Origin of the sequence: Corynebacterium rouxii (assembly GCF_902702935.1) — a bacterium.
GTDB lineage: Bacteria > Actinomycetota > Actinomycetes > Mycobacteriales > Mycobacteriaceae > Corynebacterium > Corynebacterium rouxii.
In genome coordinates, this window is record NZ_LR738855.1 from 207,658 (window position 1) to 221,671 (window position 14,014).

Here is a 14,014-nt window from a genome sequence, read left to right on the forward strand (position 1 = left end):
GTAGTTTGTGCCAAAACTTTTTGGCCGCTTCGGCATTTCCGCAGGTCGGAGATATAAGAAATGGTTTAATTTGGCACGAACTACTCACTTGCCCTCAAAAGCGTCTCACCCCGAAAGAATTCCTCGCTCAACTGATGTGGATGCGCTAAGTTTTCCTTATGAACAGCGTTCACTTTAGCCGTATCAGTACTTTTCTTGCTGCGTGCCTACTCGCCACGGGATGCATCACGGGATGCACCATTAGCACGCAGAACACTCCGGTCTCGGAAAGCGACTCCAGCACTTCTAGTTCGCAGAGTTCCCAAGATGTTGAGCTGACGGTGGATGCTGCGTCGGGAATGGTGTCTACGAATAGTCCGCAGTTGCCTATTCACGTGCAGTGGCCGGTGTTGGAGGGGCATGAGAAGCTCTCGGAGGCAATTGCGGTGTGGGCTGAGGGGGAGGCTCGCGAGTTTATTGGGGAGTATGGGCCACGTGAGGTGAATCCTTCGGAGTTGAATGGTTCGGGGGAGCAAGTGCGTGATGGTGATGTGGTTGCGTTGCGGTTGACGCTGGAGGAGTTTGGTGGGGCTAATGCGGCGTCGATGAGTCGTATGTTTTTTAGTTCGGGGGATCGGGTTTGGCAGGGTCCTGATGTGATTGCGCAGGATAGGCGTGTCGACGCTGCCCGCGCGGTTCTTCACCAGTTGGGTGACCGGGTGGCGTCTGGTGTGTCGGCGGATGAGGTTGCGGGGATTCCTCATTTGTTTGGGGATGTGCTGGTTGAGGGGGATGTGGTGCATGTGCGGTTGCCGCAGGCGAGTGTGTTGGCGTCGTCGGAGGGGATTGTGGAGGTTGATATTCCGTCGGCGGGGTTGTTGTCGGAGGATGGTCGTCGGTTGTTGCCGCCGGCGCCGGTTCCGCCCCCGATGCCACAGTTGCCGCAAGTGCAATCTAGAGGGGCAGAGCCAGTGGATTGTTCAGTTTTAAAATGTGTTGCGTTGACGTTTGATGATGGCCCTGGTCCTTATACGTCGCAGATTTTGGATACGTTGGATTCGCGTGGGGTAAAGGCGACGTTTTTTGAGATTGCGACGGCGATTCCGCGGTTCCCTGAGGTGGTGCGTCGGCAGGTGGCCTCGGGCATGGAAGTCGGTAGTCATACGGTGACGCATCGTCAGTTGCCGTTGTTGCCGTTGGCAGAGCAGCAGCAAGAGGCGGATGGTGCTAGTGATCGGTTGGTGGAGGCGGGTGCGCCGCGGCCGGTGATGATGCGTCCGCCGTATGGTGCGTGGAATCAGGATACGAAGCGTTTGGGTTATTCGTTGATTTTGTGGAATGTGGATTCTGAGGATTGGAAGAATCGGGATGCGCAGGTGACTACGAATAACATCATGGCTCAGGTGCGCCCGGGGTCGATTGTGTTGATGCATGATATTCATCCGTCGACGGCGGCGGCGTTGCCGGGGATTATTGATCGTTTGCAGGAACAGGGTTACACGCTGGTGACGGTGTCGCAGCTGTTGGGGCAGACTGTTCCTGGTGAGGTGTATTACGGTCGGTAATTTACTGCCCAGGCTAAGTGATGGAGGGCTTCTGTCAGGGTGGTATCGTCGTGGGATCCAAATCCTATGACGATCCCGTTGCTCAGGTTGGAATCGGGGTGTTGGCTCCAGTAGTTGGAGAGCCCCTCGACGATGATTCCGCGTTGGCGGCAGCGCTGGAGGATGTCTGCTTCGGGTCGGGTGCAGGTGAGCACTGCGTGGAGGCCGCCGACGATGGGGGAGAGTGTGGTTCCGGGGATGGATCCGAGGATGTCGATGACGGTGTCGCGGCGGCGGCGGTAGGTGCGGCGGAGGTTTTGGGTGCGGCGGCGTAAAGCACCGGTGCTGAGGTATTGAGCGAGTGCTTCTTGGGTGATGCCACTCGCGGTATTGCCAAATATTGTGCGCAATTCAATTAAACGTGGTACTAAACTAGGAGGTGCAACTACGTATCCGCAGGAGACTTGTGGGGAGATAACCGAAGAAAATGTGCCGAGTAGTGCAGTGCGTTGTGGGGCAAGGGCAAAAAGGGCGGGTAGTGGTTGGCCTATGTGGCGCAGTTCGGAGTCGAAGTCGTCTTCGATGATGAGCCCTGCAGTGCGGGTGGCCCAGGTGGTCAGTTGGGTGCGTCGATAAGCGGGCAGGGAGCCGCCGTGAGGGTATTGGTGGCTGGGGGTGACTAGGACCGCGTCGAGGTCGGGGAGGTTGTGGGTGATCAGGCCGTGGTCGTCGGTGGGAAGCGCCACGGTGGTGGAGCCGAGCGCTGCGGGTACGCGCCGCAAGCTGGGGTAGCCTGGCGATTCCACGCCGACGCATAGGTCGGGGCCGAGGGCTTGGAGGATGAGTGAGAAGCCTTCGCGGGCGCCGGCGGTGATGATGATGTGGTCGGGGCTGGCTACTACGGCGCGCATGCGGCGCAGGTGGTCTGCTACTTGTTCGCGCAGGTGAAGTAGCCCTTGGGGTGGGGTGTGCGCGGGCGGTTGGGTGCAGGCGGTGCGCCATGCTGCTCGCCAGGAGGAGTTGGCGAGGGTGGCGGTGTCGGGAAGCCCTGGGGTGAGGTCGATGGCTGGTGGTTCTGACGGTGGCGTGGGGGGGGGAGTATGCGAGCCGGTGTGGGGGGGGGTGAGGTCGGGGTTGATGCAGGTGCCGGAGCCGCGGGCGGCGATGAGGAAGCCTTCGGCGAGGAGTTGTTCGTAGGCGGTGACTACGCTGCCGCGGGAGATGTCTAGTTGGGTGCTCAGTGTGCGGGTGCTGGGGACGTGGTCGCCGGGTTTGAGCAGGCCACGGCCTACGAGGGTGCGGATGTGGTCGGCGATTTGGGCGGGGATGGGGTCGGTGCTGGCGCGGTTGAGCCGTATGGGGAGGTTGGTGACCAGGTCGGGGCGCATAGAGGTATTGTCATGCCCCAAAGTGGTCTATTGCAACACGCGGAATTTGGATCTAGCATTAGTCCACTTTTGTGGGCTTGGATAGTCACCATGACTCAAGAAACTTTTACTGCAACAACCCGCGTGAAGCGCGGTCTGGCTGACATGCTCAAGGGCGGTGTGATCATGGATGTGGTCACCCCAGAACAGGCTCGCATTGCTGAGGATGCCGGCGCTTCTGCTGTGATGGCGCTGGAGCGCGTACCTGCGGATATTCGTGCGCAAGGTGGCGTGGCTCGTATGTCTGATCCTGATTTGATCGAGGGCATTGTTAATGCTGTGTCGATCCCTGTGATGGCTAAGGCTCGTATCGGCCATTTTGTGGAGGCTCAGATTTTGGAGTCTTTGGGTGTGGATTTTATCGACGAGTCCGAGGTGCTGTCGCCTGCTGATTATGTGAACCACATTGATAAGTGGAACTTTGATGTGCCTTTTGTGTGCGGTGCTACCAACTTGGGCGAGGCGTTGCGACGCATCACCGAGGGGGCTGCCATGATTCGCTCTAAGGGTGAGGCCGGCACTGGTGATGTTTCTGAGGCTGTGAAGCACTTGCGCACCATCCGTGGTGAGATCAACCGTCTGCGCAGCATGGATGAGGATCAGCTCTATGTTGCTGCTAAGGAGATTCAGGCTCCTTATGATCTTGTCCGTGAGGTTGCCGCAACCGGCAAGCTGCCTGTCACCCTCTTTGTTGCTGGTGGGGTGGCCACGCCTGCCGACGCCGCCTTGGTGATGCAGATGGGCGCCGAGGGCGTGTTTGTGGGTTCGGGTATTTTCAAGTCCGGTAACCCTGCTGCGCGCGCTGCTGCGATCGTGAAGGCCACCACTATGTATGACGATCCTGCTGCTATCGCAGAGGTGTCTCGTGGCCTGGGCGAGGCAATGGTGGGCATTAACGTTGCCGATGTTCCTGCACCTCACCGCTTGGCTGAGCGCGGATGGTAATCGGAGTACTCACCCTCCAGGGTGGGTTTGCAGAACACATTGCGATCCTAGAGTCCTTGGGTGTGGAGCACCGTCGGGTGCGCGTGCCCAATGACCTGCTGGGGCTCGACGGCCTGATTATCCCAGGTGGCGAGTCCACCGTAATGGATAAGCTGGCGCGTGCTTTCGACCTTGCGGAGCCCCTGCGTGCGGCTATTAACAACGGGCTGCCGGTGTTTGCTACCTGTGCCGGGTTGATTTACTTGGGAACGGTGGAAAATCCGGCGAAGGGCCAGCAGACGTTGGATTGCTTGGATGTTGTAGTGCGCCGCAATGCCTTTGGCCGCCAGGTGGATTCTTTTGACGCCGTAGTTGACGTGGAAGGAATCGACGCGAATGTGGCCTTTATCCGCGCCCCCGAGGTTATTTCCTGCGGGGTGGGGGTGACGGTGACCGCACGCGTGGGCGACCATGTGGTGGGCGTGCGCCAAGGCAAGATCCACGCCTATGCGTTCCACCCAGAATCCGCTGGTGAGGTCCGCTTGCATCAGGCGTGGCTGGCTGGCTTAGTCGAGGATACTGATTAAAGTTGCCTAGATGGGGCGGCCAAATGCTCCAGAGGGCGGCGTTCTATGCCTTTGATGAGTTTTTAGCAGTACTGGGAGCTGGGTGTGCCGATGCAACCGTTGTCTGAGAGGTTCACAGACAACGGTTGCTGTTAGTCCACCGCAGCGAGTTTCTCTGTTGAGGCTGCATGTGGTAATAAGATGTGGCACTTTCAGTGCATAAAAGTTTTAAAATTTTATTATTCCGGTAAGAGCGGAGATAATCCCGCCGATTACTCCCAAAGCCCCAAGTACACCAAGAACAATTCCAATGATCGAATCGACATTTAAGGTGGATTTTATAGATTGCTTATGCGTGAGTTTGATAGTGCATAAAGGTGTTCCGGAGGGATTGGTACGAGCTGGAACAATAAATTCTTGAGATAGGCTATTTTTAGCTATGTCTTTCTCGGTTATCTTTGTTTGGTAAATAAACCTTGCTGTTTGCCCGCGACCTGTTTTACCGTATTCGTTTCTTGGCCCTGGCCAAAAGAATGTGAAATTCTTGGTGGTGGAATACTCGGTTTTGTCTGAGGAATCGCTGAATCTTTCCTCCAAGATTTATCTTCTATGCCATTGACATACACGTAGGGGCTAGAAGCTAGATATACCTCATGAGTGTTTGGGTATCCGGACTCATAAAAACCTTATTGTTAAAAGTCATTTCGTAGATAGCTTGATCGCCTGCGATCGGTGTGGCCGATGCTTCAAGCGGTTTACCATCGTGGAGGATGGTTAGTTTTGTGATGGCGCTTTCAAATCCGTTGCATTGCGGCAGTGCTGCTATTGTTTCATAGCTATTTGTTGGTTGAGCGTGTGCATCAGGTGTGGTTGAACCGCTGATAATTGCAGTGCTCAGTAAACCTGCAACGGTAGTGCGTAATAGACGTTTGTAGCGCATAGAAATATCTTTCTACTCTACGAGGATGATTTTGCTGATAAAAAATAAGTAATTCTCATTATTTATAGGTTTGAGTTGGTTGTCAATATCTCATGGTGCAGTGCTATCACCTACACCTATGGGTAGATGTGATAGTTCACAATCTTGTGCTTTCTAATGGGAAAGCTGGTGGGTTAGAACTTAGCTGACATAGCTTTTAGGCATGTGTTGGGAAGAAAAGGGGCTCAAGTTTATTGGGTAAGGGTTTCTTTGTTGCGGAAGTTCTTGCGTAACCACCAAACGAGCAGGATCAGCACGAGCGCGGCTGCGGCGACGATGGCCCACATCCACCATTGCCATACCACTGTGGATTCTTCGAAGACCTTTTCTTCTGAGGGGTCCATGGGCACTTGGTGTCCGCGGACCAGTAGGCGGTGGGTATTGATGCCATAGGGGGTGCAAGTAATAAGCGTGATGTAGTCTTTGCCGGGTTCACGGCCAAGATCGTCGGTGTGGTCTGGGGTGACCACTTTGATCTGATCTACTTCGTATTTAAGTTTGTGGCCAGAGACTGCCACGTAGAAGGCATCGCCTTCTTTTACTTTTACCAAGTTGTCCCACAAAGTAGCGGTTTGAATACCGGTGTGTGCGGAGAGTACTGCGTGGCGGTTGCCACCGCCGACGGGCAGGTCGGTGCCGTAGAGGTGGCCCACGCCGCGGTCAAGAGCCGAGGGGCCGGTGCCATGGTAGATAGGCAGCTTAGAGCTTATCGACGGAATCATGATCTGCCCCATGGCATCAGTTTCTGCCAGTTGTGACAAATACTGCAGATACTGTTGGTATTCCGGTGAGGACTCATCGGCGTGATCGTTCCACGCGTCCATCACCTGTGCGCTGACGGGACGTGACTCGTTATAGCGGTGTGCGTCCTCCCATGCGGTGTCGAGAACCTCTGGGGGCGCGGACTTCTCTAGTTTGGCGTACTCGTCCGCAGCGCGCTGCTGGCCAAAGTTATTCCACTGGGTTGCTACCACTGGATAGAGCAGTACACCCACGCCAACCAAGATAATGAGCACAGCTATAAGAGGATTTCCCTTCTTTTTCTTCTGCCTATGTGGGGCACTCATTGTCTGGGAGTTGGAGTGAGTTGGCGAGGGGGTGTCGCTATTCGCGCAATTGCGGGCCATAAAGTTGAAGAACTTTCCACGTAATGAGACGAAAGGACGAAGCTAGAAATTTTTGTGTTAACTGCGTTACCACTTGAGTTATGGAGTGGTGCGGGTAATCTGCAAGCGTAGTGAATAAGAAGATGGTATCGCAAGCTTGAAGCGACATCTATCTACGCAAATATGAGAAAAGAACAGGACTAAAAGGCATAGAGATGGGTATCTTGCTTTTTGGATTTGCTGCCTGGGTGTGTTTGTTCCCCATTGGTGGCAGGTAGGTTAAAAATGTCGATTTAATAATAGTGAATTTTAATAATTTTGCCTTTATGTAAGTAGATCGTTCACTGAATAAGTCTTTTCTCTGCCATGATAAAAGAATGTCACCCCTAAAGGGGGGTATTTTTGAACATATGGTGGTATTGCAATGAATCGGGTAGAAAGGTGATGTTTCACCAATCCTTTTAGAAAACCGAGGCTACAGAGATGGTTCTACCAGCGTTGATGTAGAAAATTTTATACACAAACATTTCATGCGTTAATTTGAATACTTAGAAAACCGGTGCAAAACCTGAGTTTTCGGTTGAATAATTTGGGAATTGCGGCCTAGAGTTTCATCTGTGGTCCGGAGCCTCCTCCGTAAGTTTGCGCCTTCAGTCAAGGGGGTGCTGAGGGCCTTCTTGCTTTAAATGGGAGTAAGGAGAACTGGGGCATTCAAAGTTTTAAGGGCAGTTAAACTGCGCTTAACCTCACTCATCTAAGGAAATTTACGTGAACAAGTTCTCTCGTACGGCTCGCTCCGTCACCTTCGCCGCAATTGTCGGTTTGTCCCTTGGTGTTTCTGCTCCTGGTGCGTTTGCACAAGAAAAGTCTGAGAATCCTCTCACAACTAGTGTGAACGACGCTGCGGGCAAGTCTCCACTCGTTAATAAGGACGCAAAAGGTGCTCTGACTATTCATAAGAAGGCAGATCCTGAGGTTACTACCGAACCGACTGGCAATTTCGATGCAACTGCCCCAGGCGCTGATTTGCAGGGGGTTGGATTTACTATATACAAGATTAAAGGCATCGATATGGCCACCAATGAGGGGTTGGCGGCTGCCGCCACAGCAAAGGTGGAAGATTATCTAAAGAATGGTGTAGCCAACATGGATAAGGTTGAGCTCATTGGTGATGGAGAGAAACAAACTGATGCTAAAGGTGAAATCGTTCATCAAAATCTTGCAGTAGGTGCTTACGTTGTTGTAGAGACTAGTCCGAAGGATGGGTACACCCCTGCAGCGCCATTCATTGCATATGTTCCAATGACACAGAACAACAAGGAACAGGGTGGCACTGAGTGGAACTATAATGTTCATGCATACCCAAAGAACTATTCTGAGAAAAAACCAGAGAAGAAGGTCGTTGACTCCGGAAAGAACGTCGGCGACAAGATTGAATATACAGTGAGTGCGTACGCTCAGCGAATCGCTGCAAACCAGAAGCGCACCGTGATGCGTATTGAAGATACCCTTGATGATAAGCTTACAGCGCCGAGCGTCAACGAGGTTAAAATTGAAGGTTTTGAGGCCGGAAAAGATTATGAAGTAACAGTTGTGGGGCAGAAAGTCACTGTTAAATTCCTTGAACTTGGTCTAAAGAAAATCCAGAATGGTCAGAAGATCGATGTCACTATTCCTGCAGCTGTGAAGGAAATGGGTGATGGTGATGTTAAAAACAAAGCCCAAGTTTTTGAGAATAATCCAAACATCGGCGAGGAAAACAAGCCCAAGGAAACTCCTGAGGTTCACACTTACTACGGTGGTGTAAAATTTACTAAGGTCGAGGCGGGAACTGAGAATAAATTAGCGGATGCAGAGTTTAAGGTTTACGGCGTCAAAGATAAACAGACCTGTGATAAAGCTTCCATTGAGGGGAATAAACTCGATCAAGTAAAGGTCAATGGCGAAGCAAAGACTTACAAATCTGCAGCAAATACTGGTTTGGTGACAATTGATGGTCTGCACGTTAATGATTATGCCAATGCAACTGAAGGCGTCAAGAATCTTTACACTTCTTACTGCCTAGTTGAAACCAAATCCCCTAAGGGCTTCGAACTGTTGGCAGAGCCAGTTAAGTTTGAAGTGTTAAAAGAGAAGCACGGTCAAGTCGTTGACATCAACGCGACTGGTAAGATTGAGAACCTCAAGGATCGCACCCCAGAGCTCCCAATGACCGGTGGCGCTGGTGTTGGTATTCTCGCAGCTATTGGTGCAGCAATCATCGGTGCTGGTGCATGGTTTGCACGCCGTAATTCCGCCGAAGCTTAATTCAGCACCCCTTAGTTAGTCGCCTTGGTGGCTAACTCACCGCGAGAAAGCGTGAAGGAAGCTCGTTTTGTGGGCTTCCTTCACCTCGCGGTTATTCCTCTTTTATCTGTACGTATTCCGCACAAAGAGTCTGCGCACCAGACCTTGGTCTTATGGGAGACAAAGTGACACCAACGTCGACGCAGATCGTCGAAAAGCCACAACACCGCAAGCGGGCAAAAAAGAGCAATCTTTTGCCGGCTCTTTTGGTAGCTGTTGGGCTAATCGTTATTATTTACCCCGTTGTGTCCACCCAGTGGAACAACTGGCAACAAAACCGCGCAGCCGCGGAATACGCAAAACTTCAAAAAAGCGTTCCCACCAAAGTTAGTGACAAAGAATGGGAAGATGTCCACCGTTACAATCAAGAGCGCGTGCATGGCCCTATTCTCGACCCTTGGATCAGCCGCTTCACCCCTGATAATCAGGCCTACCAAGACTACCTTGCAGTTCTGAACTCCACCGAAGCGATGGGGCGCTTGATTATCCCTAGTGTGAAGGTCGATTTGCCGATCTACCACGGTACCCAAGAAGACACTCTGCAACGCGGTGTCGGTCACCTCTTTGGCTCCGACCTCCCTGTTGGCGGAGAGGGAACGCATTCCGTCCTTACTGGACACACTGGCCTGCCAAACGCCACACTGTTTGACAACCTCAAAGATGTAAAAGAAAACGACTCTTTTTTCATCCAAATAGCCGGCCATAAGCTGAAATACCAAGTAGATCAAATCAGAGTAGTGCTCCCAGACGAGGTGGAATCTCTCCGCTCCGAGCCTGGCAAAGACCTCATCACCTTGGTCACCTGCACCCCATACGGCATCAACACCCACCGACTTCTCGTGCGCGGCCACCAAGTGCCCATCACCGAAGAAGAAAAGACCATGCTGAGTGAAATCCAAGGCGTGATATGGCAATGGTGGATGTATGCCCTCAGTGCAGTATTCATTATCGGCCTGATCTTGTTCGGATGGTGGCTTGCCCGCCAAGCACGACGTGCCAAGAACCAACAGCTTAATCAAGAAACCCGCCATAACAACGAAGGCGAACTGTAATGAATAAACAGATGAAATTGTCAATGCGTCCATCAACAAAAACTGCAACAGCCGTAGGTATTGCACTTGCTATCGCATTAACAGCTGCACCGAGTATCACAACCAGCCAAATTATGGTAGCAAAGGCGAACGCAACAGCAATCACAGGATTTGATGTTCCTGCTCCACCTGCTGAAACAATCGATCTTTATCATCTAGCACGCATGGTTGTAAAAGTTCCTTCGGAGTCAGGTCTTACCAATAAAGGATCATCAGGATACACAGTTACAGTTGCTCGTTTAAATATTGACCCCATAAACACAGCACAAGGCTATACAAGCGCAGCTCGACTGAATGTGTTAGATGCGCGCAAGCTTGTAAATAAATCAGAAACATTCAAAAAAATCACTGATGATGAAGGCCAAGCTGAATTCAATGGTTTGAAACCAGGTGCTTACTTGGTGACTGCAGAACCACCAACCTCAGGCGGCAGCAAGCCACAATCAGATGTGATTGTTATTCCAATTGTTGGTCAAGATGGTCAGTGGAAATATGACTTCACTCGGACAGTGAAATTTGAACCTAAACCACACACACCAACTACCCCACCAGCACCCCCAGTTACTCCTCCCACAGTAACCAAAACAATTACACCACCTCCTCCAACTCAGCCAGAAACACCGTCGATTCCTAATCCAACTAAAAAACCTAAGTCGCTACCAGTCACTGGCGTACAAGTGATTGGCATTGTCGGACTAGCAGCTGTTCTTATCGCTTTAGGCTTCGCCCTCTTGATGGCTGCTTTTCGCAAACGCAAACAAACAGGTGAAAGTTTAAAAGACTAATAGCCGACTCGCTTGGGCATACAGCGCCTAATACGCATATAAGCAAGAACATTTTATAAGGAACTTAAGCTAAAGTGATGGCAAAAAATACACTCAATGCAGCACTGATTCGATCCGACTTCTCGCGATTATTTCGGTTTGCGCTAGCAATTACTGCTAGTACCTCACTCTTGATCGGCAGCACCCTCGGTAGTGCTCAAAGCGCTGTTGCTGTCCCCCATGGGAAACAAGAGGTTGAAATCGAAGCAACCTCTGCTCCTGATTCGGAGCGCGAAACTCAAGAAGAAGCTACTCCATCACAACAGGAAAAACCCAAAGAAGAAGAAAACCACAGTCTGTTACCTGAAGTTGATGCAGATAAAAGTGATTTATCTGATATATCAACTGAAGGTATCGCCCCGCGTGCATTCCGTGCAAATAATCTTGGCGGAGAACAACTTGTTTCAAAAGTGGTAACGCCTTCCCAACCATCCCCGTATCAATACCCTAATTTATACGAGTACGCTGTTTCGGTAGATAAAAAAGGAAAAGCTAATCAAATTAGTCTTTCTGGTGATTTTCGCTTAAGCCAGCAAACATTCAATAATTATGCGGGTTATTTCAAGCTTTATATCAACCAACAGCAGGTCCCCAATGTGGAGTGGGATGTGGAAGATGGGCGGTTGACAGCGCATTTCGCTAGTGTGCCCGTGAATCCAGAAGGCCGAATATACATTCGGTTAGCTGGGGCAGTATGGAACGGATCCTATTATGAAGGCCCTTATAGTGCAATGAATGTTAGCGTGCATGGCGCTTCGGAGACTTCGGCAGAAAACATTCCTGATCGACCCTATGAGGGATCGTGGACTACCCAGACTTCTATTCCTAACCCTCCCGCGCCAAAACGTTGTGGGCTAAATATTGCACTCGTATTCGATGTTTCTAACTCGTTGAATTATCAGGATGGTGTGCGAAACAGTCAAAACGCAGCTAAGGCAGTAATCAAGAGTTTAAGAGGAACTCCAACAACGCTAGGTCTTTATGCTTTTGCTACTGGTTCTCCCGTAGGAGAGCTCCAGCCACCTGGAACACATGGACACTCTCCCACTATTGCTAACGTTGAAGCTTTGGAGTTGAGCTCTGAATCTGGATATCGCCAAGCTATTGAACAAATCGGTACTCTACGTACAGGTGGAGACGTCGGCGGTACGAACTGGGAAGCGGCATTGCTGCGTGTGGCTGAAGCAACCACGAAGTACGACATCGTTTACTTTATTACTGACGGTGTCCCTACGACGAACGAAGATTTGCTGCCGCGGAATGTCAACGGTGAACTTGATGGGCGATGGGTCGGTGATGCTGGCAACATCACGCACAACGTAGATATTACTCGGGGTATTACCGCGGCAAATGCTGTCAAACGCACAGGAGCGCGACTCGAAACTCTTGCCGTTAATCTTCCAAGGGAATATAACGTTCCCGTTCTTAATGATGATGTGACGATTGATCTTCGCACAAACGGATATTACCCGCCTTCGCCTAAAAGGTATATTTCTGTGTACCAGCGAAGTGGCTATTGGGAATGGTTAGAACGTGGAAACTATGATTGGTATCAAGGTCGGGGGCAACGTACACCTCAGCGTTATTACTTTAATAAGTTTGATGCTTCGTGGGCCAAACCTAGGGATATCGTCGATAAACTTGGCGGCTCTGACGCAGTGACAATGTTAGAGAACTACGGAGATCTTCCAGGTAAATTACGTAAAATGGCCGTGGAAAGCTGTGAAGGAGCGGTTATTGTTCAAAAACAAATTGTTGATGATAAAGGGGAGGTAATCCCCCGAAGCGCTGTAGAAGGCTGGGAGTTTACCGCTGATGAGGTGCAATCTAAGACTGATGCCGTTTGGTTAACTGACAATAAAGAAGCCCGTGTGGAGAAACAAGTAAGCAAGACTGACATTGACGGTATTACTCAATATCGATTTAAAACCGCTTCACCACATAAGTCTGGTTCCGTTCGGATTACAGAAACACAGCAGGAAGGGTTTGTTCTGCATCAGCAAGACGGACATAACGCTAAGTGTTTTGTTGATGGCGTACCCCTCAGCTCCGGGCAATATAAGGATGATGGCGAGCTAGGTTTCCGCGTGGATATATCCACCGATCGAATAGTGAGCTGTGTGGTGCAAAATAAGTTTAAGCCCACATTCAAAGTAGAAAAGACTCTCGCCGAAGACCAGAATCCAGCTTTAGAAGAAAAACAGTCACGTGCTCCAATAGATTCTTCGGGAAATGTAGTGGCTTACTACGACGTAAAAGTGACCAACAATTCCATCAACAGTAGTGAACTATCCGCGCCAGTAATTGACACAATTGCATTTCCTGCTGGAATGAGCGTCACGGAAGTCGATTTTTACTATGAAAATCGCAAAATCGATGATACCAGTTACATTGCTGCACAGAATACTGCTGGTCGCCCACCGTTGACGTATGAAATGAAACCAGCACTTTTTGGAACCTTCAAAGGAAACGAATCAAAGACGGTAGAGGTTCGTGTTACTGCCAAGGTGGACAAGCCCACGCAGATCGAAATCGCTAAGGAGAAAAACGGTGATTACCAATGGTGCGAATCGCCCCGACCAATCTCTCCTGACAACCCGCGCTCGATGTTTAACTCGGTAACATTAGAGGGAGAGCATGAACCACCAAATCCCCAAGTTAATAATCAGGCGTGTGTCGATCCAGAAATTCAAAGGGCAGAAATTAGTCTAATCAAGGTTGATTCCCACGATAATAGTGTTGTTCTAGAAGGCGCCGAGTTTACTATTTTTAGAAACAGCGGAACCGTAGATACACCACAAGTCGGTGAGAGTGTTCTTACCTTGGGCCCTCAATCTTCAGCAGAAGGCGCATTAACCGGAACCATACCAGTGGGTACGTACCTCTTGGTGGAAACCAAAGCCCCAGTGGGAGAAAAAGGACAATACGAGCTACTGCCGCAGCCTGTGCCTTTCCATGTTGAGCTGCAATCTGGGAAGACGCATATCACCATACTTAACGAGCATAACCACCCCCAAGTAACTGTTGCTGAGAGTAACACAGCAATGATAAAGGTTGCGGATGTTCACCTTGGGCAGCTTCCTAAGACTGGTGGCGTTGGTGTAGGCCTCTTTGCAGCGTTTGGAGCTCTCCTTATCTGCATCGGGATTCTTTTAGCCCGGAGAAAGAAGCATTACTAGCGCACCAAATTAAAATTGCGTGCGGATGTACCCGCTGGTGAATCACCAG

At 50.7% G+C, this 14,014-nt stretch carries 11 protein-coding genes; 7 read left to right on the forward strand and 4 right to left on the reverse strand.

The features are described 5' to 3' along the window. Positions 1–158: 158 nt before the first annotated feature. Positions 159–1,544 carry a polysaccharide deacetylase family protein gene (locus CIP100161_RS01170; RefSeq protein WP_155871260.1) on the forward strand — a complete coding sequence of 462 codons (1,386 nt, stop codon included), beginning with the start codon at positions 159–161 and terminating at the stop codon, positions 1,542–1,544. Here CIP100161_RS01170 and pdxR read toward each other — a convergent pair. Then, a complete protein-coding gene (gene pdxR, locus CIP100161_RS01175; protein WP_155871261.1) occupies positions 1,532–2,911 on the reverse strand; it encodes a MocR-like pyridoxine biosynthesis transcription factor PdxR in 1,380 nt (459 codons plus the stop codon). The genes CIP100161_RS01170 and pdxR overlap by 13 nt on opposite strands. 90 nt (positions 2,912–3,001) lie before the next feature. On the opposite strand from pdxR, the gene pdxS reads away from it, so the two are divergent. Further along, positions 3,002–3,895 (forward strand): pyridoxal 5'-phosphate synthase lyase subunit PdxS, encoded by an 894-nt coding sequence (gene pdxS, locus CIP100161_RS01180; RefSeq protein WP_003850286.1) that lies wholly within the window; start codon positions 3,002–3,004, stop codon positions 3,893–3,895. Beyond that, positions 3,889–4,461 (forward strand): pyridoxal 5'-phosphate synthase glutaminase subunit PdxT, encoded by a 573-nt coding sequence (gene pdxT / locus CIP100161_RS01185; RefSeq protein ID WP_155871263.1) that lies wholly within the window; start codon positions 3,889–3,891, stop codon positions 4,459–4,461. Before pdxS ends, pdxT begins: the two co-directional genes overlap by 7 nt. A gap of 207 nt (positions 4,462–4,668) precedes the next feature. On the opposite strand, the gene CIP100161_RS01190 is transcribed toward pdxT, so the two are convergent. The 3 genes from CIP100161_RS01190 to CIP100161_RS01200 form a co-directional block, all read right to left on the reverse strand. Then, on the reverse strand, positions 4,669–5,037 hold the full coding sequence (locus CIP100161_RS01190) for a hypothetical protein (RefSeq protein ID WP_155871265.1): 369 nt from the start codon (positions 5,035–5,037) through the stop codon (positions 4,669–4,671). Positions 5,038–5,080: 43 nt separating this feature from the next. Then, entirely contained in the window at positions 5,081–5,380 is a 300-nt protein-coding gene (locus tag CIP100161_RS01195) for a hypothetical protein (protein ID WP_155871267.1), read from the reverse strand. Positions 5,381–5,610: 230 nt separating this feature from the next. Beyond that, positions 5,611–6,546 carry a class C sortase gene (locus CIP100161_RS01200; RefSeq protein ID WP_155871269.1) on the reverse strand — a complete coding sequence of 312 codons (936 nt, stop codon included), beginning with the start codon at positions 6,544–6,546 and terminating at the stop codon, positions 5,611–5,613. Positions 6,547–7,293: 747 nt separating this feature from the next. Between CIP100161_RS01200 and CIP100161_RS01205 the strand changes: the two genes are divergently transcribed. The 4 genes from CIP100161_RS01205 (at position 7,294) to CIP100161_RS01220 (ending at position 13,965) form a co-directional block, all read left to right on the forward strand. Then, positions 7,294–8,832 (forward strand): SpaH/EbpB family LPXTG-anchored major pilin, encoded by a 1,539-nt coding sequence (locus CIP100161_RS01205; protein ID WP_155871272.1) that lies wholly within the window; start codon positions 7,294–7,296, stop codon positions 8,830–8,832. A 152-nt stretch (positions 8,833–8,984) separates the two neighbouring features. After that, positions 8,985–9,923 carry a class C sortase gene (locus CIP100161_RS01210; protein ID WP_166443134.1) on the forward strand — a complete coding sequence of 313 codons (939 nt, stop codon included), beginning with the start codon at positions 8,985–8,987 and terminating at the stop codon, positions 9,921–9,923. Further along, positions 9,923–10,747, forward strand: a complete 825-nt coding sequence (locus CIP100161_RS01215) for a prealbumin-like fold domain-containing protein (RefSeq protein WP_155871274.1) — start codon at positions 9,923–9,925, stop codon at positions 10,745–10,747. Before CIP100161_RS01210 ends, CIP100161_RS01215 begins: the two co-directional genes overlap by 1 nt. Before the next feature lie 77 nt (positions 10,748–10,824). Then, the gene (locus tag CIP100161_RS01220) at positions 10,825–13,965 is read left to right on the forward strand and encodes a SpaA isopeptide-forming pilin-related protein (RefSeq protein WP_232053175.1); all 3,141 of its coding nucleotides are present in this window, start codon (positions 10,825–10,827) and stop codon (positions 13,963–13,965) included. The last annotated feature ends 49 nt before the right edge of the window (positions 13,966–14,014 follow it).